The following is a 23380-nucleotide window of genomic DNA, read 5'->3' on the forward strand; positions in this document are numbered from 1 at the left end:
CACCACTTCCCAAAAAGAAAACGGTTACCCCAACCTTTTACCCCCTAAATTGTGAGAAAACTCCTCATAATTGCAGATAATTTGCCATCGTAAATTTACACTCGGTACAAACTAGCTTATAATTTCTTTAACACGTTATAGATTTGGCGGCTGTTCGCTAATAATCTGTTAGACGTTATTGGAGGGTGAGATCTAATGAAGCTGACAATTTTATCCACAAGCGATACCCACGGGTACGTCTTCCCCACGAATTACGTGAAGAAGGGCAGTCACCTGGGCTTCGGATTGGCCCGAGCAGCCACCGTCATCGCTCAAGAACAGGCCGCTGCCAAGACTCAGGGGCCGGTCGTGACCATTGAAAACGGTGATTTTTTGGAGGGCTCGCCACTGGCCTATTACGTGGCCCGGGTCAAACCCGACCGCGATCCCCGGCCGTTGATGTCCATTTACAATCAAATTGACTATGATTGCGGTATTTTAGGCAACCATGAGTTTAACTATGGCCAAGATTACCTGCAGGCCGCGATTCGGGACGCCAAACGAACCATTCTCTGTGCCAATATTTTGGACAGCAATGGCGACCCCGAGTACGGTCAACCCTACCGTATTCTCGAAAAAGATGGCATCAAGATTGGCGTCTTGGGGCTCACCACCCAGGCCGTCTACAAGTGGGAAAAGGCCACTAACATTAGCGGCTTACAGTTCGAATCCGCCTACATAGCCGCGAAAAAATATGTGCCCATCATCCGTGAACAGGCTGACATCGTCGTGGTGTGCTATCACGGCGGTTTTGAGCGCGATTTAACCACCGGTAAGCCCAATGACATTCACGTTGGCGAAAACGAAGCCTACCACATTTTAGAGGCCATTCCGGGCATCGACGCCTTAGTCACCGGTCACCAACACCGGCAGTTAGCCACGGACGTCTTTGACATTCCCACGACCCAACCCGGCTTCCGAGGTCAGGCCATCGGTAAGATTACCCTAGACCTGGAACGGGACGCGACCGGCAAGATTACCGTGGTCGACCACGACTCGGAACTAGTCTCCGCCGCCGAAGCCCCGCTTGATGAAAAGGTGCTGACCGCCGCGGATGGCCTGAATCGCGAGGTCGGCCACTGGCTGGATCAACCGCTCGGCCACATCAAGGGCGATATGACCTTCACCGACCCCTTCGCCGCTCGGATCGACGAGACACCGTACATTGAATTCATTCAAAAAGTCCAAATGGCCACGATGGGGGCGGATATTTCCGCTACCGCCCTCTTCAACGATGAAGCTCGTGGCTTTGAAAATCCGATTACCATGCGAAACATCATGACCAACTACGTCTATCCCAACGGCCTGTCCCTCTTGAACATTACCGGCGCGGACCTCAAGGGGGCGTTGGAAGTGACCGCCCGCTATTTCAGCTCACAGAACGGTCAAATCATCGTCAATCCCGCCTTTATCCATCCCAAACGGCGGCAATACAACTACGACATGTACGAGGGAATTGACTACCGCATCAACGTGGCCAAACCCATGGGTCACCGCATCGAAAACCTGACGTACCACGGCCAACCCATTGCCGATGACCAACACCTACGGATCGCGCTGAACCAATATCGCGCGGTGGGTGGTGGCCACTACCCGATGTACAGTGCCGACAAGATTCGGGCCGAAAGCCAAGGTGCCATGAGCGAAATCATCGCCGACTACCTGCAGGCCCACCCGACGATCGACGCCACTGCGAACAAGAACTTCACCGTGGTTTACGATCCCGAATAATTTTTGGCGTTGCTAAAAAGCCGTTATCACGGTTATCTCTCAAATGAGATGCTCGTGATAACGGCTCTTTTTAGATTTCGTCAAAATGAAAACAGGCAGGTCCCCGCCAACTCGAACAGTACCTGTCTGCTTTCCGGCGGTTCACGCGCTACGCGTTGGCTGCCTTTTTCTTCTTGTGTTTCTTCTTTTTCTTCTCGTCGCCCACGTATTCGACCGCCGTGGACGTGCGAATCGTGGTGACTTTAATCTTGCCGGGATAGGTTAACGTCGATTCGATCTGCTTGGCTACTTCCTGCGTGAGGTTGGCCGCCGCGTGGTCGTCCAACTCCTTGGGTTTCACGATAATCCGCAATTCCCGACCGGCCTGAATGGCATAGCTTTCCGAAACGCCTTCCTGGTCGTTGGCAATCTTTTCCAGCGCCCGCAGTCGGTTGATATAATCCTCAACCGATTCACTTCGGGCCCCCGGCCGCGCGCCGGAGATGGCATCGGCCGCCGCGACTAAGTCGGACAGCGGCGACGTCTTCTCAACGTCGCCGTGATGGGCCGCAATCGCATTGATAACGACTTCATCTTCGCCATACTTCTGCGCAAACTCCGTCCCAATCTCCACGTGGGTGCCCTCGACTTCGTGGTCAATGGCCTTCCCCAAGTCATGAAGCAGGCCGGCCCGCCGCGCGAGTCGAGTGTTGTAGCCCAACCGCGCCGCCATGGCTCCGGTTAACTGGGCCACTTCAGTCGAATGCAGGAGGACGTTTTGCCCATAACTGGTCCGGTACTTGAGCCGGCCAATCAGCTTCATCAGATCGGGATGCATCCACCCCACGTGAAGCAGGCTGACGGTCTGTTCCCCGGTCTCCCACAGGCTGTGGTTGACGTCACGTTGGGCATTTTCGACCTGCGTTTCAATCTGGGTCGCCGAAATCCGCCGACTCGCCACGAGATTCGTCAGGGCCACACGGGCCACCTCACGGCGAATCGGATCGTGCGTGCTAATAAATAACGCGGTGTTGTCGTCCGGAACAAAAATCAAATCCGTCCCAGTCAACGTCTCGAGGAGCCGAATGTGCTGGCCCTCGCGACCAATAATCTTACTGCGAATCTCACCGTTGGGAACGGTGACGGTGTGTTCCAAGTGTTCCTTGGGCAAATCCTGGGGGCCACTTTCAGTGGCGGAAAGCACCACGTCCTTGGCCCACCGTTCGGCGCTGGCCTCCGCGTTGTCATTCAAGGCCTTTACCTCGACATCACGGTCGCGCTTCAAGGCCAACTCGGTGTCTTGAACCACTTTATCCTGGGCAGCCTTCACATCCATCCCCGCCTGATCAGCCAAGGTCTCCTCACGCTTCTCGCGGAGTTGACCGGCCTGATCGTGCAGAAGATGAATGGCCTGCCGTTGCTCACGGTTAGCCTGGCTGCGTTCGTCTAACATCGCCGTTTGGTCATCCAACCGCACGGCCATTTGGCCCAACAACTTTTCACGCTGTTGCCGCCGCTGTTCTCTTACCTGAATATCTCGTTGTTGTTCGGTCAGTTCGTCTTTTACGGATTGTTGATAGGCCAAAGTGGTGCGTCGGCTTTTCTCGTTGAGTCGATCCACCTTTTCTTTAGTCTGCTCGGTCGCCTGGGCGATAATGTCGCGGGCTTTGGCTTGCACCGCCAATAATTCTGCGCGATGCTGCCGCTGTCTGACTAGGTAGCCGAGCACCAGCCCGATCAACAACAGACCGATGACTAGTCCTGTTATTAACAATATGCTGTGCTCCTTAGTTTTCACTCCCGAGGTGGTCTCGGGTGGGTTGGTCTCTTATCTTGTTAATTATACGCTATTTACGGCCACAACCCAACCGTTCACTCGGCTGGTTTTTCCATGGCGGCCGGAATAAATAGCCAGACGAGTAGTAGCACCTTGAAGCCACTGGCGACCCACAGGACATCCAAGACCGCGACGTTGGCCAGCCATACGCCCAGCGCACAGCCCAGTAGAAAGGTCGTCAGGACACTCAGCAACTGAAATAACCGGTGCCGCGCAACCCGGTCGTGGTCAAAAATCGCCTGGTAACAGCTAGTCGCTAACCCTTTGGTATTACCGGTCATGATGCCATTGTTGATGGCGACCCCGCCCACCTGGCGAAAGGTCGTCAGTTCATAGCCGGCCACGATCCCCAGAAGAAATAACAGCCACGGATCGCTTAAATCTCGCTGAAAAAAGGCAATAACCGTATAGGCCACGACGTCCAAGACCATTAGCCACCGCAATTGATGCCGCGGATTTCCCCGACTCAGGCGTTCGCTCAAGCCCTGCGCCACAAAACACCCCATAAAGTAGCCGACCCACACGAAGCCGTTGGTCCAGGCCGCTTGCCAGCCGTCCGTGACCAATTTGACCACGCCGACCACGAGATTCCCGGTCTGCGCGCTGACGAAGGCCTCGCCGTGTTCCAGAAACGTATCGACATCAATGATCCCCATCAATAGGGTCGCTCCCAGGGCCAGAATGGTCTCGGTTAACGGGCGAAATTGCTTGGTGACCACGGGTTCCATGGCCCTCATCTCCTTAACTTAGTGCACGTATTCGGCGAGAAATGCCTTGACCTTTCGTTCGTAACGAGCCGGACTGTGGGACAAGGCCGCGGCATGCTTAGCACCGGGCACCACTAGCAATTGCTTCGGTCCGGCATCGGCGCGATAAACCTGATAAACCATCCGCGTTGGCACGAACGTATCGGCGCCACCGTGAATAAATAACATCGGCTTATGATTCTTCTTCACCGCCGCCAAAGCGTTGGCGTCTTTGAAATTAAAACCGGCCTTCGCCTTGGCCACCGCAATGGTCAGGGGAACCAGTGGCCAATAAGGAATGTTATACATCTGCTTGGCTTGATAGGTAATCTCCGCCTGTGCATCGGTATAGCCGCAGTCTTCAATATAGGCCTTCAACTGCCGCGGCGTCTTCAGGCCACTGGTCATCATGGTCGTGGCGCCCCCCATGGACACGCCGAATAAAACGACTTGTGACTGGGGACCCTGCTTGGCGATGACTTGCTTGACCCATTTCAAATAATCCTTGCTCTCGTAGTAGCCGTAGCTGATGACCTTGCCTTGGCTCTGTCCCTGACCACGCGTATCGGGAATGAGTGTGTTGTAGCCCAGTTGGTGAAACATCGCCACATAACCGCCCATGGCTTCTTTGTTCGACCCGAAGCCGTGGACCAAGACCACCGTCTTCTTGGTGGCCTTAGCGGCAGGAATATAATCGGCCACTAAGTTTAGATTTGTCCCGACCGCCTTCTCCGTCCAATGTTGCTTCGCGACGTCTCGATACCACTTCTTCTGGTGATACAAAGGGTCGGTCTTCTTCAGTGTGGTGCTGGTGGCCACGAAGCTCTTCTTGCCACTAGCGACCGTCATGTTGTAGAAGTACAGGCTCGCCCCCAACAAGCCGCCAATAATCACAACGACCAAAATCCCTAGGCTGATGAGCCCCCATTTTTTACGTTTACTCACAATTGTTGCCTCCCAATTCTCGGACCACTAGCTGTTAGCGGCCACATTTCTCTCTTGTGATAGTATACGAAGTTCTTTGGACCAGCGCAATCGTTACGAAGTTTGCTATAATGAGCACAACCCGTGCCCGACTGATGATTAGCCTCACTGAACTAAGGCTGACGGGAATCAGCTAAAGGAATTTGGCCGTTGTCAGCACTACTGTCCGAGCTGGCCGCCTTACCGTTCGTGGAATCTAGGCTGGATCGCTGGGGAAGGCCGGCCCGAGCCACAGGGCGGTCTCGAGCCTTGCTTTGAGCCGGAAAACCACCGTCTCAAAGTCACCGATTTAGCGGCTAAAATCGCCCCTAAATCCCCCGGCTGAGCCTAGATTTCCCTTCACTCACGGCTACATATGGTCAGTCAACCATAACGCTAAGTTCAGGACATGCGCCCATATTCGGTGAGCCCTCGTTAGCTTCTGCTGAAGGCCATCACCGTGTCAGAACTCTTGGTAGGCACAAACTGGTGGCTTAGCTTGACCTTAGTGTTGGACCAGAATTACCGTAGTCCCGTCTGTCACGCCGTTGGTCATTGCTATAGCTAACACCACCGTAGCCGGGAGTGAAGCCCAAGATGAACTCAGCCGCGGGATTCCCTTAACGGCTGATTCTTGCTGGTTAGGGAATTGTGCCTTGGAAACACCGATTTGGGGCGGTTCCAAGCGAGTTTTGAGACCGCCCTTTGGCTCAAAACGTCCGTCCACCGCGTTCCAGCCTAAATTTCGCGAACGGCAAGGCGAACCGCTCCGAACAAGGCTGCCGACGACGCCCGCTTTTTACCAATTTCATGTTCAACCAGCTTCACTATACTTATTGTTCAAAATAATCCGTAGCACGTGGCGACCTAGGAGGCGTTACTTATGAAATATTCATTGAATTGGGATCTCGATTCACTCTTTAGCGGCGGCATCAATTCCGCTCAACTGAAAGCTAAATTAGCACAGCTCAAGACTGCCATCGCGGCCTTAGGCGACCTACTGGACCGCTGGGATGCTGCCAGCGATGCCCCACACTATCAGCAGTTCAACAAGATTATCACCCAGCTTCAAGCCATCGAATCCGGAATTGGCCAGGCCGGCCTCTTCATCTCCGCCGTTGGCTCGGCCGATATTAACAATCCCGATGTGGCACCGGTCAATGCCCGGCTAAACGATCTGGAGAACCAGGCCGACAACGTGAGTGGCAAGCTCAAGAAGGTCTTGGTTCAGGTGCCCGATGCCAACTTCGCCGCGATGCTCGCGCAGCCAGACCTACAACCGCTGGCCTTTAACCTCAAAGAGATGCGTAACGACGGTAAGGAACTGCTCGATGACAAGACGGAAGCCCTCATCAACCGGCTGGACCTCGATGGCAAGGCGGCCTGGAGCGCCCACTACGATTCGCTGGTCGCAACGGTCACGGTCCCCTTCCACGATGCGAATGGCCAGCCGCTCACCCTCTCCGCCGGTCAAGCGGACAATAATCTCTTGGGCAACGCCGACCCCCAGTACCGCGCCGAGTTATTGCCGGCCTGGGAACAGGCGTGGACGGATAAGGAACAACTCTTTGCCGACACGTTAAACCATTTGGCCGGCTTCCGCCTCACCGAGTACGCCGCCCATGGCACCACCGACTTTCTCCGGCAACCGTTGAAGGACAACCGACTCAGTGCCGCCACCCTCAATACCATCTGGCAGGTGGTAGACGACAACAAGCAATTTCTCCTCGACTACCTCGACCGTAAGGCGGCCCTACTGGGAAAGAAGCACGCCGGCTGGCAAGACGTGGAGGCCCCACTGAACCTACCGGGAAGTCACCTCCACCACTTCACCTACGACGAGGCGGCCGCCTTTATTATCAAATACTACGGCGAGTTCTCGCCGAAGATGGCGGCGCTGGCCCAACACGCTTTTGAACACCACTGGATTGAGGCCGAAGACCGCGCGGGAAAGGCTCCCGGCGGCTGGATGGAGAGTGCCCCCGAGACCCACGAATCCCGAATCTTCATGACCTTTACCGGCTCGCCCAACGATGTTTCCACGCTGGCACACGAACTCGGCCACGCCTTTCACTCCAGCGTGATGGAAGACCTCCCGTACCTGCGGCAAGACTACGCGATGAACGTGGCAGAAACAGCCTCGACCTTTGGTGAACTGATCGTGGCGGACGCCAACGTCAAGGCGGCTCAGACGCCCGCCGAAAAGATCACGCTGCTGAATGCCAAGATGGACAATCCCGTAGCGATGTTCCTGAACATTCGGGCCCGTTATCTCTTTGAGACGCGCTTCTACCAGCTTCGGCAACAGAAGCTGGTCACGCCGGCGGAATTAAACGAACTGATGCTCAACGCCCAGAAGGAAGCCTTTGGCCATGACCTGTCGACCTACTCCCCTCACCTGTGGGCCAGCAAGCTTCATTTCTACATCGACGACCTGTCCTTCTACAACTTTCCTTACGTCTTCGGTTACCTGTTCAGTCTCGGCATCTACGCCAAGGCGCAGCAGGAAGGCAACTTCGAAGACGCCTACATCGCCCTGCTGCGGGATACGGCCAACATGTCCACGGAGGACCTGGCCCGCAAGCACCTGGGCGTCGATCTGACCAAGCCGGACTTCTGGCTAGCCGGCGTCAAATTAATCAAACGCGACGTGGCGGAATTCATGCGGCTAACCGATTCACTGGTCAACTAGTCAACTTTCGATTAAAAGTAACGCTAAGTGGTATAATGAAAGTAAAGACTAGCGAAAGAAACGGGTGAGTTGAATGTTTTCTGAACGACTTCGGGCTTTACGGCGCGGTCAACACATTACATTGGAACAACTGGCAACGGCCTTAAACGAACAACAGTCCGTGGGGCCAGACGAGCATCCAAATACGGCGTCACAGATTGGTAACTGGGAACGGGGCATCCGGACCCCCTCATTCATTGAGGTCCGCAAGCTCGCGGAATACTTTGACGTCACCATGGACTATTTAACCGGGAAAGCGGAACGCGATGAGTATGATCTTGGTCGCTTATTTCTCTCCGGCAAGCAGTTGAGCTTTAATCGGGAATTGTTGAGCGGCCGCGACCGTTACGAGATTTACCAGTTGATTGACGGCTACCTGCATGGCCGCGAGAATCGGGTCACGCCACCGGATACGAACCAACAAGAAGAATTGGATCTACACTTAGATGATCATTAACCACCTAGAGTCGGCCGGAGCTTGTCGGTCGACTTTTTCGTTATTCCCCACACGTCAAGTTTAGAAAGGACCTTTCTCGTGAATCCTAAGAAATTACGGCAACTTAAAAAAAAGATTCGACACCAACCCTTAACCCAACGCAAGACGGCTTATATCGCGCGAATGACGGACTACTACCACCAATTCAACGCGATTCCGGCCGCAAAAATTCTCATCAGCAACGTCCTGCTGGCCGACCGCATGCTAGCCGCGGGCGATTTACCTCAACAGGTCCCGCTACTACAGTTACCCGACGACATTCAAGACCAGATCTTTAAAAAAATCGGTGAACAATATCCCGCGGGCGATGCTACCGGTGATCGGCTGTGGAACGAGCTAACCGACGCGCTCCCCGCCCTGGACCACGACTTGCGGTCATTCCGTGACTACTTGGAAAATCACTACGGCATGTGGGCCTACACGTCCGCACCGTTCGTGGCCGATCTGGCCAAATTCGTTGGCGATCGCGCCGTGTTGGAAGTCATGGCGGGCAACGGCTACATCTCGAAGGGCCTGCGCGATGCCCACAAGACCGTTTACGCCACGGACAGTCAGGCCTGGACCGCCGAGAACGAGACCGGTCGGCATCCCCTGACCCAGATTGAACCCCTGGCCGCCGTGGACGCCTGGCAGAAGTACCGGGACCAAGTCGGTGTGGTCGTCATGTCCTGGTCGCCCGACGGCTTGCCGTTAGATTGGGAGCTTCTGCAGGCCATGCGTGCCGATCACCGCGACGTGGACTTCGTGGTGATCGGCGAACCCCATGGGGCCACCGGTTCCGAAGCCTTCTGGGACCACGCCGAACTGTTGGAGAACAAGGCGACCCGCGACCTCAACCGGCATTTTACGCCAATCGACCTGGTCCAAGACCACGTCTACCTCGTGAAGTAACGCGCGAAATATTACAAATGCAAAAACTACCCGTTACTTATTTACCCACGATTAACCGTTTGATAATATAGTTACTGGTTAATCGGCAGAGGGAGGAACCAGTCATGGTCGCATTTGGGAATATTTTATTTTACGGCTTGGGTACTTTATTGATTGTGGCAGTAGGTTACGCGGCATTCGCGAGCTACCAAGCCCATCGTGATGAATAACGCAAGCAGCCCTAACCGGCGATGGTTAGGGCTGCTTTTTTAGTTAAACTTGCTCATCTTTTTCCTGGCGGCGGTCACCCTAGGTCTATTGGTACTCCGCCCAAACCAGCACGAGGCTCAGCAGAAACATCAATCCAATGGCAATCGCGTGCCAGCGCTTGTTACCCACGAAGATGGCGATATACTCGCGGATGATGGCGTTGGGGAGAAAGAACTTCGCGGTGTGGGCGCCAATCCCGTTGGCCGGCACTCCCGCCTTGCGGGCAATCATCCCCGCCCGGAAGGTATGGTAGCCGTTGGTCACGAAGGTAATCTTGGGTTGTACGGTCCCCCGCGCATCGATAATCTGCTTAGAAAAGACCATATTCTCGTAGGTCGTCTTGGACTGGTCCTCGGCAATCGCCTGTTCCGGTGGAAGGCCGTGGTCGATCGCGTACTGCCGCATGGCCACGCCCTCCGCAACCGTTTCATCGCTGCCCTGACCGCCGGAAAAGATGATGACCGGTCCCTGGCCAATCTTGCGTAGCTGCTTGCGATAGAATTTCAGTGCGCGGTCAATCCGCTGGCCCAGTAACGGCGACACCTCGTTACCATTGAGCAGGCCGGCGCCCAGAACAATCAGGTAGTCCTGGCGATAACGGGGATGGTTAAATTGATAAATCACCAGCATCGTCAAATAATTGTAGAACCAGAAGAGCACGTAGAAGATGACCATCCCGGGAAACAGATTGATGAAGGTCGCCAGCGGCCCGGGTAAGTACAACGAGGTCCACCGAACCACGAACGGTGCCAACAGAATCGCCACGCCCAAGAAGAGCGTCAACATGTTGGCTAGCGTATGACTCTCCCGCCGCCACACGATCCACGCGTTCCACAACAGGAGAAAGGCTTGTAAGGCAAACGCCAACCCAATCAGCAGGATGACGCCGATAAACAAAATGAGACTGATGGCAAACAGCCATTTATTGCCAAACCCAACGATGGAGACCGCCAGCATCGCCATGGTGGTATAGAAAAATAGCGAAAACCAAATACCATTGCTCAACCGGCGTTTCTCAAGCGCATAGCGGATGAAGAAGATCGCACCGAATAGCAGTGGCACCAGCCACCCCCAGTAGACAACCGGGGGAACGTTAAATAATTCGTCTTGCATGAAACGCCTCCAAAAGACTTGATACCCTTAGGATACCATGAATTTCACAAAAACAGACGATCGCTGTCGACCGGCAGTAAAACGGCCATTAGCCCTCACTGAACCGCGCGTTAGGAACCGTTCCTTTTTGATAAGCCGTCACCACCTTAGTCAGGTTCACGTCCTCATAGCGTCGAACGGCTGTCTTGGCGCGCACCTGTTTAATCGTTCGGGGTTGCGTGGGCGAAACCCACTGCTTGTTGCCCGTAATGTAGGTGCCGTTGGCCAAGCGGTAGCGTGTCATCTCCCCGCGTTTGATAACCTGCGCCACGGCGACTGCCTTGCCCTGTCGGATGTGGCGCACCGGTCCCGTCAAGCGACTCGTCTGATAAACGTTAATGCCCTGCGGTGCCGTCACGTACAGTCGCCGGTAGTGGCCACCCCAGTACAGCTTGACCGCGTAGTCATCATTGGGCGTCACGATCGTGTGAGTAAACGCCGGCTCCCGGCCGGATTGAGATGGCTCGGCGACCGTGAAGACGGGACTATTGGACCGAACCCGCTCCGAGCGGGCCATCACCTGGGCGCTCGCCTCTAAGGCATGGTCCGTGACCTGACTGCGCGACCAACAAAAATTCCAGATTAACCCGATGCCCAACGTCACGCCAATCGCCAACAAAACTCGATATAAAATCATCATTGTTATCTCCTTCATCTATCGCCCTTGTTCATTAGTTTTCAGTACGCTATAACCATAACATTTATTTTATATAAAAAGATACCACACATTTTACAGTATGGCTAGTTAATCTCAAAATTGTTTATATCTATCAATCATTTGCTAGTAGGAAAGCCCTTCACTCTTTAAACGATCGTCCTAGTGCGAGCGAAGAAGGATCGGTCCGCGAGCTTTCAGTCAAGGCTAGTCGTTCTCCTTCATAAGTCAACATCCTTCAAATTTTGGCAAAAAAAAACGCCCGCTCCATCCCTAAGGACGAAACAGACGTTTTTACCACAGCACTCGCCGAAGCGAATGGATTTATCTCGGAATCCACATTCCCTCAAAATCAGACACGTCACAATACGGTGACATCTGTGCCCTGCTGACAAATTCACCTAGCCGCTTGCGCGGACGCCCCTTGCAAGCAAGGAACGCGTGATTTCTCGACTCATCGCATACCAAATATACTACCACAGCAATGGCCGTTACGCAAGACTATTTCTTTTTGGCGGTCGACGACTTCTTGACGTCCGTTTCTTCCTTGTTGGTGGCCGCCGCCTGTAGCTTTTCAATCTGCAAGTTCAACCAGTCGTGGAGGCTCTGGTCGGCCGTCTGCGCCTGTTCCACGTACGTCGTGGCCGGGGCCAAGGCGTCGATCCGCAAGCCAGAAACGTTGATATCCGGCGTCTCAATGACCGCGTAAACGTTCAGGTCTTGCTCCACATTGGTTTCCATAATCTTGCCGATGGTCTTGGTATCTTGCAGTGGTAAATTAATCACACTCATCTCTAACCGCACGGAAACGGCCGTATCGGTCAACTTCAATTCGGCCTGGGCCAGCTGGTCCGCGCCAATCTGTTGTCGGATGAACGCGGCCAAGGGCGCCATGGCCTCGTCCGGATCGGCAAAGAACTTCGCCTGCGTGGTCTCCGCCGTGAAATGTTCAATCTGATCATCTGCTACTGCATCTATAAATGCTTGTACTTCTCGCTTCATTTACCCACCTCGTTTTAATGCCCGAATCGTTTCCGATCACGTCTGTCTCGTTCAGCCTTCCGTAACCGTAAGGCCAGAACCAGCCAATAAGCGTTGGCCACCATGACGGCAATGCTCCCGGCCGACATCAGAATCCGCACCATTAACGTGGTGTGGTCGTAACCCCACATCGTGATAACCACGCTGATTAAAGCCAGCGTGTACATGGCGATGACCAGCCCCATCAGATAAAACGACGGCCGCCAATCTAGGGCAGCCAGGACAATGGTGATGGCATACAGGGCCACTGCCAGCGCAGAAGACCGCCAGAATTCACCCATAGACGTGGTCAACCCAACAAACGAGCGCGACATCAGAAAATTAATAACCAGGAAGCCAAACATCGAAATGATGGCCCAGGCAATCACGTTACGATCTTTCATTTAGAATTAAACTCCTCAATAATTGCTAAGTAATTAAAAGCGCGGCCACAATCGACCACGCTTTCGTCAATTTCAATTTCTATTCTAACGTATCTAGCGGCTAAAATCAGCAAATCCACCAATTCTTAGACGAGATTTAATCCACCAAGAGGTTCAGCACGTCTTCGGTGTCAATCCCGTTGAAGTAGAGTTGCGTGTTGACGCTGTTCAACACGGCACCCACATGCTCGCGGTCATACCGCACACCATTGAGCTTATCCGCCAATTCCGTGGCGTCACTCGGCCCGAAGAAGTCGCCGTAGAACTTGATATTTTCAATCTTACCACCGTCAACCAACAGCCGGGCATCGATGGTCCCCGCCGTAAAGTGTTGCCGCTTCTTGACCGTGAACTCTGGGGAATTGCCGTAAACCCAATCCCAGTTTGCGTAGTAGTCATTGAAGATCTTGTCGATCGCGGCTTGTTCGCTATCCGCAATCTGGACTTCCTTGTCGGCAATGGCGTCGAGACTATCCACGTGGAACAATTCCTTCAACAACGTGTCGCGGAATTCCGGCACCGTCAAGTTCTGATACTCTGGGGCTAAGTATGGCTTCAGATTCGTGACCCGTGAACGGACGGACTTAATCCCCTTGGACTTCATCTTATCTTCCGGCACGTTTAAGGCGTGAGCAATCACGTCTTGGTCCACGTCTAACATCAACGTTCCGTGAGAGAAGGTCTTGCCGCTGTGCGAGTACATCGCGTTACCGGAGAACTTCTTGCCATCGACTAAGATGTCATTACGGCCGGAAACCTCAACGGACTTGGCTCCCATGGCATGTAAGGCATCGACGATGGGTTGGACGAACGACTTGAAATCGCCAAATTCTTCGCTATCGCTATCAACCACAAAGCTAAAGCAAAGGTTGCCGAGATCTTGATAAACAGCGCCACCACCCGATAACCGACGGGTGACCGTGATGTTATTTTCTTCCACGTATTTCTGATTGATTTCTTCCAACGTGTTTTGATTCCGCCCAACGATGATGCAAGGTCCCTCGTAGTAGAACAAAACCAGCGGTTCATCGAATTGCTTATTGTTCATTAAGTACTGTTCGGTCGCTAAGTTGTGACGAATATCATGTGACTTCATGGCATACCAATACATAACTCAAAAACCCCTTTCGAATTAACCAATCGCCGGGTAACGACCCCGGCTACGATAAATCATAGCACGCATTGGAACCGATTACAATTTAGCGTCAATATAATGGAAAAACATGTGTAAATTCAGCGGGATTGGGGGAACGTTTGCGCCGGGCCAACCAGTACTTGCGGCAAAAATAAAAGGCCCATGCACACGGCACGGACCCAGCCCCCGTCAGAGTTCACCCCTGGCGGTCCTGACTGTTATTAATGGTGGCCTTAGTCACCATTCGATTTTATACCCTCATTATAACGCCACTAACTAAAGTTTAGTAGCATTTTGCTCACCAAATCTAGTCGTTAATTAGTCGACGGAAATAACCGTGCGTGTGGAGGTCTTGCTTGAGGTCCGTCATCGTAAATTGATGATAAAACTTACGATAATCCTCATCGGCCAGCGTGAACAAGTCCGTCAGCGTCTGCGAGATGTTCGCCGAAATATCGGTGGCGTCCGTGTTCTTGGTTCCCTTGGAATCCCCGGTGATGAAGCGCGCGTAGCTAATGGTCGGTGGAATCGTCAAATCATAGAGTTCCCCCACATTAATCTCGTCTAGGCTCCGGATTAACTGGTACCCACCATTCTTGCCCACGGAGCCTTCAATGTAGCCCTGCTTGTGCAACACGGAGAGGATGTTGCGGATCATCACCGCATTTAGTTGGAGTGACGTTGCCAGTTCACGGCTCGCGATCTTTCGAGGACGGTTCTCGTCCAGATAGAGCAAGCTGTGCACGGCAACGGAAAAGTCTAATCTCATCGTCTAGCCATCGCTTTCAAAAAGTCTGTAATCAATACTGGTATCATACCACATTCTCTCGGCAAACAGACGTCTTCGCTGATATCCCTTAGCAGATTCTCATCTGAAATATACATGCATAACTTTTCAGATAATTGTATACATCACCCCCATTAATTATTGGTTTAGCAAGCAAATTGACCAACTTAATGGTTTTAAGTTAAATTTTTTATCATTTTATTCAATTTCTGCGAAGATTGATATAACAAAGTTTATGAGGATTTTATGAATATTTTATGACCAAATTTAAAATCTGGGGGTTGTAAATGAGAATTTGATTAACTATAATCAAAAACAATTATTGTTCTCAAGCAAATTGAATACGCCAAGACGTTTATTCATCAAGCTTTATCTCTAAATGAGAAGTAGATTAGAACATTGGGAGGGATTTCCGTGGAAACCGCATCAAACTTTCTAAACATTAAGGACGTCAGCACGGCTTTCAAGATCGACGGCCAGTACTATGACGCCATCTCCCACATTAACCTCCAGGTCCAACACGACGAAATTCTCGCCATCGTTGGTGAATCAGGCTGTGGTAAGAGTACCCTAGCCACTACCATCATGGGACTCCATGATCCGGCAGAGACTAAAATTTCCGGCGAAGTCGACTTTGAAGGCACCGACCTCCTGAAACTTGATGAACAGGGTTACAACCAATTCCGAGGGGCCAAAATTGGCATGATCTTCCAGGACCCCTTGTCTGCGTTGAATCCGTTAAAACGAATTGAAGAACAGATCAGTGAAGTCATGGACTACCATACCGACCTCTCCGCCGAGGACAAGCACAAGCGCGTGCTCGAATTGCTCGACCAGGTTGGGATCGTCAATCCCCAACGGACCGCGCGGCAGTTCCCCCACGAACTCTCCGGGGGGATGCGGCAACGGGTCATCATCGCCATTGCCATCGCCTGCAAGCCGGACCTCATCATTGCCGATGAACCAACGACGGCCCTCGACGTGACCATTCAAGCCCAGATCCTAGACGTCTTACGCGATATTCAAAAAGAAAATCACGCCGGCATCATCCTCATCACCCACGACTTAGGGGTGGTGGCCGAGACGGCCGATCGGGTGGCGGTTATGTACGCCGGCCAAATCGTCGAGCAGGGAGCGGTTGAACAGGTCTTCAATACACCTGAGCACCCTTACACCCGCTCCTTACTGCGGTCCATGCCTCAACGAGACAATGAAAACGACGACCTCTACGTCATCCAGGGCAATGTGCCTTCCTTACAAAAGATGCCGGCCACGGGCGATCGCTTCGCCCCCCGGATTCCATGGGTGCCGGCCGAGGCTCACGAAAAGAATCCGACGATGCACGAGGTGGCCCCCGGTCACGAGGTGCGGTGTACCTGTTACAAGCATTTCCAATTTCCAGATGAGCAAGGGAGCGTGAAGGCATGAGCCTAATCGAAATTAAGGATTTAAAAGTTCATTATCCGATTCGTTCCGGCTTCTGGAACCGTATCACCGATTCCGTTCGGGCCGTGGACGGCGTCAGCTTCAACATCGAGGCCGGCGAAACCTACGGACTGGTCGGTGAATCCGGGTCCGGTAAGTCCACCACTGGTAAATCCGTGGTTGGCCTCGAAAAGGTTACCAGCGGTTCCATCCTATACAAGGGTCTCGATATTACCAAGGCCGAGAATCGCCGCAAGTTGGATTACAACCACGATGTCCAAATGATCTTTCAGGATTCACTCTCCAGTCTGAATCCCCGGAAGCGGATCGAAGATATCATCGCCGAACCTCTCCGGAACTTTGAACACCTAAGCAAAGACGATGAAAAATTACGGGTTTTGCAATTATTAAACATCGTCGGTCTGGACGCGGATGCCCTCTACAAGTACCCGCACCAGTTCTCCGGTGGACAACGCCAACGGATCGGTGTCGCCCGAGCGGTGGCCACGAATCCCAAGCTAATCATTGCCGATGAACCGGTTTCTGCCTTGGACCTTTCCGTTCAAGCGCAGGTGCTGAACTTTATGAAGAAGATTCAGCGTGAATTCGGCATTTCCTACCTCTTCATCTCCCATGATCTAGGGGTGGTTCGGCACATGTGCAATAACATTGCCATCATGAACCGCGGTCGTTTAGTGGAGATTGGCACGCGAGATGACATCTACAATCATCCCCTGCACATCTACACCAAGCGACTCCTGGCCGCCATTCCCGAAACCAACGTCAACTCGCGTGAGGCCCACCGTGCTTCGCGGCTAGCCGTTGAGGAAGTCTACCGGGAACAGCGGAGTAAGTACTACGACGAACAGGGGGAGGCCTACCCATTGGTTCAGGTCACCCCGACTCACGCCGTTGCCTTACCGCAAAATGTTGCGCAACAACTCGCTCGTCAGGAAGGGGAGGTGCAGGCCTAATGTGGAAAACAATTCTCCGGCGTTTCTTAATCATGATTCCCGAAGTTATTATCTTAAGTATTCTGGTCTTCCTACTGGCCAAAGCCATGCCCGGTGACCCGTTCACCGGCTCCATTAACCCGAAGGCGGACCCCGCACAGATTCACCATTTAATGAAAATCAATGGTCTGTACGATCCCTGGTACCAGCAATACTGGAACTGGGTGGTTCACCTGTTCCACGGTAACTTAGGGAACAGTTATCAGTATCAGGAACCGGTTACTCGCTTAATCGGTGGTCGGGCTGCGAACACCCTATGGTTAGCCCTCTTCACCATGATTCTGACCTACGTCTTCGCCCTGCCAATGGGCGTCTACGCCGGGCGGCATGAAGGCAAACTCCCCGACACCATCATCCGGGTCTACACCTACGTAACCTACTGTATTCCCTTCTTCGTCATCTTGGTCATCGGCATTTGGATCTTCGGTTACGTGTTGGGCTGGTTCCCAACGACCGGGTCGATTTCCTCGAGCGCTAACAACTGGATACAAACCTTAGGATCGCGTTTCTACCATATTCTCCTACCCGGCTTACTCGGGGCGTTGTTCGGGACCGTCAATATCGTCCAGTACCTGCGTTCCGAAGTGATTGACTCCAAGCATTCCGATTACGTGCGAACGGCGCGGTCGAAAGGGGTTCCTAGCAAGGATATCTACCGGCACCACATCTTCCGGAACTCCCTGCTACCCATCGCCGCTTTCGCCGGCTACTCCATCACCGGTCTGTTAAACGGGTCCATCTTTACCGAAACGGTCTTCTCGTATCCCGGCATGGGGCTGCTCTTCGTGAACTCCATTAGCTACCGGGATTACACCGTCATCACCGCATTGGTCCTTATCTACGGGATCTTGAACCTGATTGGAACATTGTTATCCGATATTATTCTAAGCATTGTCGATCCACGTATTCGAATCCAGTAAGGGAGGCTAAACAGAATGGCAGAAAATTTCGAACAACACTCAGATATTTCCGCGGCTGATTTAGCCCGGTTAACCCAGGAAGCGCAGGCCGAGGCCACGCCTTCCACGGCTAAGATTATCTGGAGTGAATTTAAGGCGGACAAACCCGCCATGGCGGCCCTCATCATCATCGTGGGCTTCATCCTCTTCGTCATGATTGGCGCCTTGTTCATCAATACGCCCAAGATGATGGAGACCAACATCATGGGTTACTTCAACCAACCGTTTACCGCCGATTATTGGCTCGGGGCCGATTCGGCGGGGCGTTCGGTGGCTAAACAGCTGATCGTCGGTTCCCGGAACTCCATCGGCATCGCCATCGGACTGACGGTCATCTCTTCGACCTTCGGGATTTGCTGGGGGTTAATCTCCGGCTACTTCAACGGCTACATCGACTGGGGCATGCAACGGATTTACGACTTCATGATGATGTTGCCAATGACCATGATGATCATCGTTTTGGTCACCATCATCCCCCACTACAACTCCGTCACCCTGACGTTTATCTTTTCCATCTTCTATTGGGAAGGTACGTCACGGCTGATTCGGTCGCGAACCTTGGCCGAAGCGGAAAAGGACTACGTGGCCGCCTCCAAGGCTTCCGGGACCAGTCATTGGAAGATTATCTTTAGAGAAATCATGCCGAATATTTCTTCTTTAATCATCGTTGACTGTACCCTTTCCTTCGCCGAGAACATCGGGGTTGAAACCGGACTATCCTACCTGGGCTTCGGGCTTCCCAGCCAGACGCCGTCGTTAGGGACGATGATCGCTAACGCCAACGACCCGAACAACATCACCCAATACTGGTGGACCTGGTTCCCAGCGGCGTTAGAAATTATTATTTTATGTCTTTCAATCAGCTACGTTGGCCAAGTGCTTCGACGCGCTGCGGATGCTTCGCAACGTCAGGGTTCAATCAACTAGCTTAAATACATGAGCCATTTGAGGAGATGGTGCCCACTCATCAAGCAGGACGTTCAATTCACCGTAACGACGCGTGATCCTGAGGAGAATCATACGCCTGTCTCATAGAGGATTTTTTAAAATCAAGGGGGAAACATAGTATGGATAAGAAAAAGCTTGCCTTGTCCGCCATGGCGGTTCTCGCAACCGTCAGCCTCGCGGCATGTTCCAGCAAGAGTTCATCCAGTTCCAAGAGCGGCACTAGCGGCGCTTCCGTGCAATTAAAAGCGGCTTATAAGAACACGAAAGCGACCGATAAGACGGCCACTAAGAATAGCACCTTAAAGCTGGCCGAACCAAACGACTCGCCATTCCAAGGGATCTCTGACCCCGTTCTGTCGACAAACTCCGAAGATACCGACGTCTTCTCACCCGGTGGTGACCAGGCCAACAACACCAACGGCCTGTTCCACACCGATAAGAACTTCAAGATCATCAAGGGTGGCTTAGCTAACCAAACGATCAATCGGAAGGCCAAGACCGTCACGATTACGTTACGGAAGAACGCCAAGTGGTCTAACGGTGATCCCGTCACCGCCAAGGATATCGAGTATCCATACGAAGTCATCGCTAACAAGAAGACGACTTCGCAACAATACTCCGCCGACTTCAATAACATCAAAGGGATGGCGGCCTACCACACGGGTAACGCCAAGACCATCTCCGGGATTACCTTCCCCGATGGTCAAAAGGGGCGGACTGTGGTTATTCATTTGACCAAAGTCACCCCAGCTATGCAATACCTGGGAAACTCCTTTATCTGGGGAACCGTTGAACCTTACGAATACATCAAGAACGTCCCAATTGCCAAGTTAGCTTCCTCCAAGCAAGTCCGGAAGAACCCAATCTTCACGGGTCCTTACAAGTTGGATAAGGTGGTCGAAGGTGAATCCACCACTTGGTCACCAAACAAGTACTACTACGGCAAGACCCCTAAGATCAAGCACATCTCAATCAATGTCGTTTCTTCCAACAACATCGACAAGGCCATCCAGTCTAACAAGTACGACTTCACGTTGCCTTACGGTGTTCTGCACGGGACCGACTACAAGCAATTGAAGAGTGTCAAGAACTACCAGATTACGGGTCAACCAGCGTTGTCCTATGACTACTTTGGTTTCAACGTGGGGCACTACGACACCAAGACCCAAAAGAACGTCATGGACAAGAATAGCAAGATGGCCAACAAGAGCTTACGTCAAGCCATGATGTACGCTCTGAATCTCGATGCCATCAGCAAGAAGTTCGGGAACGGTATTACTTGGCGGGCCAACACCCTAATCCCACCAATCTTCCAGAAGTACTGGGATTCTTCAGCCAAGGGCTACCCACTGAACATCAAGAAGGCCAACAAGTTGCTGACCGATGCCGGTTACAAGAAGCGTAACGGTAGTAAGTGGCGTTCCGATCCTAATGGCAAGAAGTTAACCATCTACTTCGGTGCCATGACCGGGACTTCAGCTCAAGCCGCCGAATACCAAGACTACCTGCAACAATGGCACAAGATTGGCTTGAACGTGAAGTTTGCCACGGGTAAGACGATGGAAATGAACAGCTTCTACTCCACGTTGCAAGCACCTAAGCAAAGTAAGATTGACGTCTACGACGCTGCCTGGGGCTTATCATCCGAACCAACGCCTACGCAAATCTACGGTGAAGACGCAACTTACAACATGGGTCACTTCGTTTCTAAGAAGAACACCCAACTGATGAACAACATGAACAACAGCAAGGCCTGGAATGAAAGCTACCGGATCAAGGCCTTCAAGCAATGGCAAGAATACATGAATGACCAAGCGGCCGTTGCCCCTGATTCATTCAGCTACAACTGGGCACCTGTTAACAAGCGGGTTAAGGGCTTCAACATGAGTCCAGCTAACAGTAACTTCTGGTCCGGATTGTCCTTTACTTCTTCAAGCATGAAGTAGGCGAACGCCAATCTAGTCCAACTGAACCGTCACATCCTCTGCGATGCGGCGGTTTTTTTAGTGGCAATCGCCACGGCCCAACGGATCCACGTCACTCACGACGCGGCCTAAGACCCCAATGGGCAGACGGCGAACCCCAATTACATGTAACGGTGCCGGTCCCCGCGCCATCAGTTCACCCCAGGTTACGATTACTCCGCCTCCGCGCAATCCCACCGACCACCCCGTTTGTGCTAGTGCTAGCCGACGGTTGAGCTAATATTTCATGATACGCCCCAATTCATCTTGAGTTCTGTACTCGCCACTATACGCGAAAGTGGCGTCCCTGCCAAGCCCAAAAATCCCGGTGTGTCGCCGTTTATAAGTGTTTTAATAACCACGCTAGCCCCGATAGATTCCCCTAAAATCGACCAAATACCCGCCACAAAATGGCGTCCGATATTTATTTTATTATCACCGCTTTTCCCAGTTCTTTGACCGGCCTAACGAAGACACCCGACTGAACGGTCAGCCCTTTGGATCACGTCTAGGCCTTTCATTTTCGCTAAAAATCCATATCCTTAACGATCCGTCATGGCACGACTATCAGTCATTAGCCGCCATTTACGGCCTGACCTCACCACTTCGGCTGATGCCACGGATAGTCAAGTGTGAGGCCCAGATTTTTTTGATTCGCATCAACCCCGTAAAATACGGCTTTTTCACGTCCTTTCACTATGAGACGGGCAATTAAGTGCTTACACAGCCGGCAATAAATGATATAGTATAGGTAAAGTATCAACATGTCTCGTGAAGGGGTGGCATTCTATATGTTACAACAATACAAGAACATTCTGGTTCCCGTTGACGGTTCTAAGGCAACCCAACCAGTTTTAGAAAAAGCAATTGAAGTCGCTAAACGTAACCAAACGCATCTTGATATCTTAAACGTTCTCGAAGTTAACCAATTCAGCGATACTTACGGTGGCGCTGTGAGTGGCGATGTAATCTACAAGCTCTCGCAAGACGTTCAAGACCGGCTGGAAAGCTTGAAGCAACAAGCCATTAACGCCGGCGTTCCGGATGTCAGCATTCACGTACGGTTTGGGAATCCTAAGCCCGTTATCGCCCGGGAATTCCCCGCAGACCACGGTTCAGAATTAATCGTGATTGGGTCAACCGGATTGACCGCCGTTGAACGGTTGATGGTTGGTTCCGTTACCAACTACGTCAGTCGTTCCGCAATCTGCGACGTGTTGATCGTTAAGCCAGAACTGACTAAATAAACGAACTTTTAAAATGACCTGTCGCACCCGCGGCGGGTCATTTTGTCTGAAAAAACCGCTAGAAAGGACGACTTCGCCTTATGCATTGGTCTTACACCATCCCCCTGCCCCTCAACCAAACGTCACAGCCCCTACGTCAACTCCTCAGCGCCTGGCTAATTCCCAAGCACCTCATCCACGACCTGCGAATCAGCCAACGGGTCTTGGTCAACGGCTCATACCGGTCCATGAATCAACCGGTGAGTGGTGGTGAGGTCGTCCAACTGACCTTTCTGCCCACCGACTTTGCCGAACCCTTTCCCGACGTCGCGCTCGACAGCGCCGCCACCGTGGCCGTTCTCTATGAGACCGCCGATCTCCTGGTGGTAAATAAAACGCGGGGCAGTAAAACCCACCCCAACCAACCTGGTGAACGCGGCACCACGCTTAATCACGTGGCCGCCTACCTGGGTGACCGTCAACCCGGCCCCTACATTTTAAGCCGGCTGGACCAGGAGACGACCGGGGCCTTGATGATGACCAAGACGCCCGCCGTAGTTCCAATCATGGTGCGCAACATTGCCGAGAAACGCGTGCAGCGGACCTATCTGGCGTGGGTCCGTGGCCATCTGCAGGGCAGCGGTACCTTCACCGCCCCAATTGGCCGTGACCCGCTGGATCGCCGCAAACGCCGGGTCAACGGCCCACAGGCGCAGGCCGCCGTGACCCACTACACCGCTTGTGACCACCGCGAAAACGCCACGCTCGTTAAGCTCTGGCTTGAGACCGGCCGCACCCACCAGCTTCGCGTACACCTCGCCGCGGCCGGTCACCCATTGATTGGCGACCCGCTCTACGGGCCATCCAGTCAGGACCGCTTACGGCTTCACTGCTGGCGTTTAACCTTCCCCCAGCCTTTTACCATTGACGGCCCCCTAACGACCGTGACGGCCCCCGTACCGTCAGATTTCGCCCAATTTAGCGATTAGCC

Annotated in this window: 20 protein-coding genes; 11 read left to right on the top strand and 9 right to left on the bottom strand. The window is 52.8% G+C overall.

Features of this window, described 5'->3' with window-relative positions; translation table 11 throughout:
• Positions 1–195: 195 nt before the first annotated feature.
• Positions 196–1770: a bifunctional metallophosphatase/5'-nucleotidase gene (locus V8I28_RS09070; protein WP_341779802.1), complete on the top strand. Its 1575-nt coding sequence runs from the start codon at positions 196–198 to the stop codon at positions 1768–1770.
• Between the two features lie 148 nt (positions 1771–1918).
• On the opposite strand, the gene rny is transcribed toward V8I28_RS09070, so the two are convergent.
• From rny to V8I28_RS09085, 3 genes are all read right to left on the bottom strand, one after another.
• Positions 1919–3523, bottom strand: coding sequence for a ribonuclease Y (gene rny, locus V8I28_RS09075; RefSeq protein ID WP_341779803.1), 1605 nt, complete (start codon positions 3521–3523; stop codon positions 1919–1921).
• A gap of 98 nt (positions 3524–3621) precedes the next feature.
• Positions 3622–4314, bottom strand: a complete 693-nt coding sequence (locus V8I28_RS09080) for a YoaK family protein (protein WP_341779804.1) — start codon at positions 4312–4314, stop codon at positions 3622–3624.
• A gap of 18 nt (positions 4315–4332) precedes the next feature.
• Positions 4333–5277, bottom strand: coding sequence for an alpha/beta hydrolase (locus V8I28_RS09085; RefSeq protein WP_341779805.1), 945 nt, complete (start codon positions 5275–5277; stop codon positions 4333–4335).
• A 901-nt stretch (positions 5278–6178) separates the two neighbouring features.
• Between V8I28_RS09085 and V8I28_RS09090 the strand changes: the two genes are divergently transcribed.
• The 3 genes from V8I28_RS09090 to V8I28_RS09100 all read left to right on the top strand — a co-directional run bounded on the left by V8I28_RS09090 (position 6179) and on the right by V8I28_RS09100 (position 9413).
• Complete coding sequence (locus V8I28_RS09090) at positions 6179–7987, top strand: M3 family oligoendopeptidase (RefSeq protein ID WP_341779806.1); 1809 nt, start codon at positions 6179–6181, stop codon at positions 7985–7987.
• A gap of 73 nt (positions 7988–8060) precedes the next feature.
• The gene (locus tag V8I28_RS09095) at positions 8061–8483 is read left to right on the top strand and encodes a helix-turn-helix domain-containing protein (protein ID WP_341779807.1); all 423 of its coding nucleotides are present in this window, start codon (positions 8061–8063) and stop codon (positions 8481–8483) included.
• Positions 8484–8561: 78 nt separating this feature from the next.
• Positions 8562–9413, top strand: coding sequence for an SAM-dependent methyltransferase (locus V8I28_RS09100; RefSeq protein WP_341779808.1), 852 nt, complete (start codon positions 8562–8564; stop codon positions 9411–9413).
• 294 nt (positions 9414–9707) lie between these two features.
• Here V8I28_RS09100 and V8I28_RS09105 read toward each other — a convergent pair whose 3' ends face one another.
• From V8I28_RS09105 to V8I28_RS09130, 6 genes are all read right to left on the bottom strand, one after another.
• Positions 9708–10775 (bottom strand): YdcF family protein, encoded by a 1068-nt coding sequence (locus V8I28_RS09105; protein WP_341779809.1) that lies wholly within the window; start codon positions 10773–10775, stop codon positions 9708–9710.
• Positions 10776–10863: 88 nt separating this feature from the next.
• Complete coding sequence (locus V8I28_RS09110; RefSeq protein WP_341779810.1) at positions 10864–11451, bottom strand: DUF5776 domain-containing protein; 588 nt, start codon at positions 11449–11451, stop codon at positions 10864–10866.
• 519 nt (positions 11452–11970) lie between these two features.
• Complete coding sequence (locus V8I28_RS09115) at positions 11971–12471, bottom strand: hypothetical protein (protein WP_341779811.1); 501 nt, start codon at positions 12469–12471, stop codon at positions 11971–11973.
• 14 nt (positions 12472–12485) lie between these two features.
• On the bottom strand, positions 12486–12893 hold the full coding sequence (locus V8I28_RS09120) for a hypothetical protein (protein ID WP_341779812.1): 408 nt from the start codon (positions 12891–12893) through the stop codon (positions 12486–12488).
• Between the two features lie 136 nt (positions 12894–13029).
• Positions 13030–14043, bottom strand: coding sequence for a lipoate--protein ligase (locus tag V8I28_RS09125; protein WP_341779813.1), 1014 nt, complete (start codon positions 14041–14043; stop codon positions 13030–13032).
• 331 nt (positions 14044–14374) lie between these two features.
• On the bottom strand, positions 14375–14836 hold the full coding sequence (locus V8I28_RS09130) for an RrF2 family transcriptional regulator (RefSeq protein WP_341779814.1): 462 nt from the start codon (positions 14834–14836) through the stop codon (positions 14375–14377).
• Between the two features lie 432 nt (positions 14837–15268).
• On the opposite strand from V8I28_RS09130, the gene V8I28_RS09135 reads away from it, so the two are divergent.
• The 7 genes from V8I28_RS09135 to V8I28_RS09165 all read left to right on the top strand — a co-directional run bounded on the left by V8I28_RS09135 (position 15269) and on the right by V8I28_RS09165 (position 23378).
• The gene (locus V8I28_RS09135) at positions 15269–16282 is read left to right on the top strand and encodes an ABC transporter ATP-binding protein (RefSeq protein WP_341779815.1); all 1014 of its coding nucleotides are present in this window, start codon (positions 15269–15271) and stop codon (positions 16280–16282) included.
• Positions 16279–17253, top strand: coding sequence for an ATP-binding cassette domain-containing protein (locus V8I28_RS09140; protein ID WP_341779816.1), 975 nt, complete (start codon positions 16279–16281; stop codon positions 17251–17253). The genes V8I28_RS09135 and V8I28_RS09140 overlap by 4 nt, the downstream gene beginning before the upstream one ends.
• Positions 17253–18212 carry an ABC transporter permease gene (locus tag V8I28_RS09145; protein ID WP_341779817.1) on the top strand — a complete coding sequence of 320 codons (960 nt, stop codon included), beginning with the start codon at positions 17253–17255 and terminating at the stop codon, positions 18210–18212. Before V8I28_RS09140 ends, V8I28_RS09145 begins: the two co-directional genes overlap by 1 nt.
• A gap of 15 nt (positions 18213–18227) precedes the next feature.
• The gene (locus tag V8I28_RS09150) at positions 18228–19178 is read left to right on the top strand and encodes an ABC transporter permease (RefSeq protein WP_341779818.1); all 951 of its coding nucleotides are present in this window, start codon (positions 18228–18230) and stop codon (positions 19176–19178) included.
• 140 nt (positions 19179–19318) lie between these two features.
• A complete protein-coding gene (locus tag V8I28_RS09155) occupies positions 19319–21145 on the top strand; it encodes an oligopeptide ABC transporter substrate-binding protein (RefSeq protein WP_341779819.1) in 1827 nt (608 codons plus the stop codon).
• A gap of 809 nt (positions 21146–21954) precedes the next feature.
• Complete coding sequence (locus V8I28_RS09160; RefSeq protein ID WP_020089089.1) at positions 21955–22410, top strand: universal stress protein; 456 nt, start codon at positions 21955–21957, stop codon at positions 22408–22410.
• 80 nt (positions 22411–22490) lie between these two features.
• Complete coding sequence (locus V8I28_RS09165) at positions 22491–23378, top strand: RluA family pseudouridine synthase (protein WP_341779820.1); 888 nt, start codon at positions 22491–22493, stop codon at positions 23376–23378.
• Positions 23379–23380 lie beyond the last annotated feature (2 nt).

The sequence above is a fragment of the Levilactobacillus sp. HBUAS70063 genome, from assembly GCF_038374745.1.
In the GTDB taxonomy this organism is placed as follows: domain Bacteria; phylum Bacillota; class Bacilli; order Lactobacillales; family Lactobacillaceae; genus Levilactobacillus.

What these genes read in the sequence shown, in the direction of transcription:
- V8I28_RS09165 (WP_341779820.1), top strand. Translation starts at nt 22,491, where the DNA reads ATGCATTGGTCTTACACCATCCCCCTGCCCCTCAACCAAACGTCACAG.
- V8I28_RS09140 (WP_341779816.1), top strand. Translation starts at nt 16,279, where the DNA reads ATGAGCCTAATCGAAATTAAGGATTTAAAAGTTCATTATCCGATTCGT.
- V8I28_RS09155 (WP_341779819.1), top strand. Translation starts at nt 19,319, where the DNA reads ATGGATAAGAAAAAGCTTGCCTTGTCCGCCATGGCGGTTCTCGCAACC.
- V8I28_RS09105 (WP_341779809.1), bottom strand. Translation starts at nt 10,775, where the DNA reads ATGCAAGACGAATTATTTAACGTTCCCCCGGTTGTCTACTGGGGGTGG.
- V8I28_RS09080 (WP_341779804.1), bottom strand. Translation starts at nt 4,314, where the DNA reads ATGGAACCCGTGGTCACCAAGCAATTTCGCCCGTTAACCGAGACCATT.
- V8I28_RS09160 (WP_020089089.1), top strand. Translation starts at nt 21,955, where the DNA reads ATGTTACAACAATACAAGAACATTCTGGTTCCCGTTGACGGTTCTAAG.
- V8I28_RS09090 (WP_341779806.1), top strand. Translation starts at nt 6,179, where the DNA reads ATGAAATATTCATTGAATTGGGATCTCGATTCACTCTTTAGCGGCGGC.
- V8I28_RS09130 (WP_341779814.1), bottom strand. Translation starts at nt 14,836, where the DNA reads ATGAGATTAGACTTTTCCGTTGCCGTGCACAGCTTGCTCTATCTGGAC.
- V8I28_RS09115 (WP_341779811.1), bottom strand. Translation starts at nt 12,471, where the DNA reads ATGAAGCGAGAAGTACAAGCATTTATAGATGCAGTAGCAGATGATCAG.
- V8I28_RS09150 (WP_341779818.1), top strand. Translation starts at nt 18,228, where the DNA reads ATGGCAGAAAATTTCGAACAACACTCAGATATTTCCGCGGCTGATTTA.
- V8I28_RS09070 (WP_341779802.1), top strand. Translation starts at nt 196, where the DNA reads ATGAAGCTGACAATTTTATCCACAAGCGATACCCACGGGTACGTCTTC.
- V8I28_RS09145 (WP_341779817.1), top strand. Translation starts at nt 17,253, where the DNA reads ATGTGGAAAACAATTCTCCGGCGTTTCTTAATCATGATTCCCGAAGTT.
- V8I28_RS09125 (WP_341779813.1), bottom strand. Translation starts at nt 14,043, where the DNA reads ATGTATTGGTATGCCATGAAGTCACATGATATTCGTCACAACTTAGCG.
- V8I28_RS09120 (WP_341779812.1), bottom strand. Translation starts at nt 12,893, where the DNA reads ATGAAAGATCGTAACGTGATTGCCTGGGCCATCATTTCGATGTTTGGC.
- V8I28_RS09110 (WP_341779810.1), bottom strand. Translation starts at nt 11,451, where the DNA reads ATGATTTTATATCGAGTTTTGTTGGCGATTGGCGTGACGTTGGGCATC.
- V8I28_RS09095 (WP_341779807.1), top strand. Translation starts at nt 8,061, where the DNA reads ATGTTTTCTGAACGACTTCGGGCTTTACGGCGCGGTCAACACATTACA.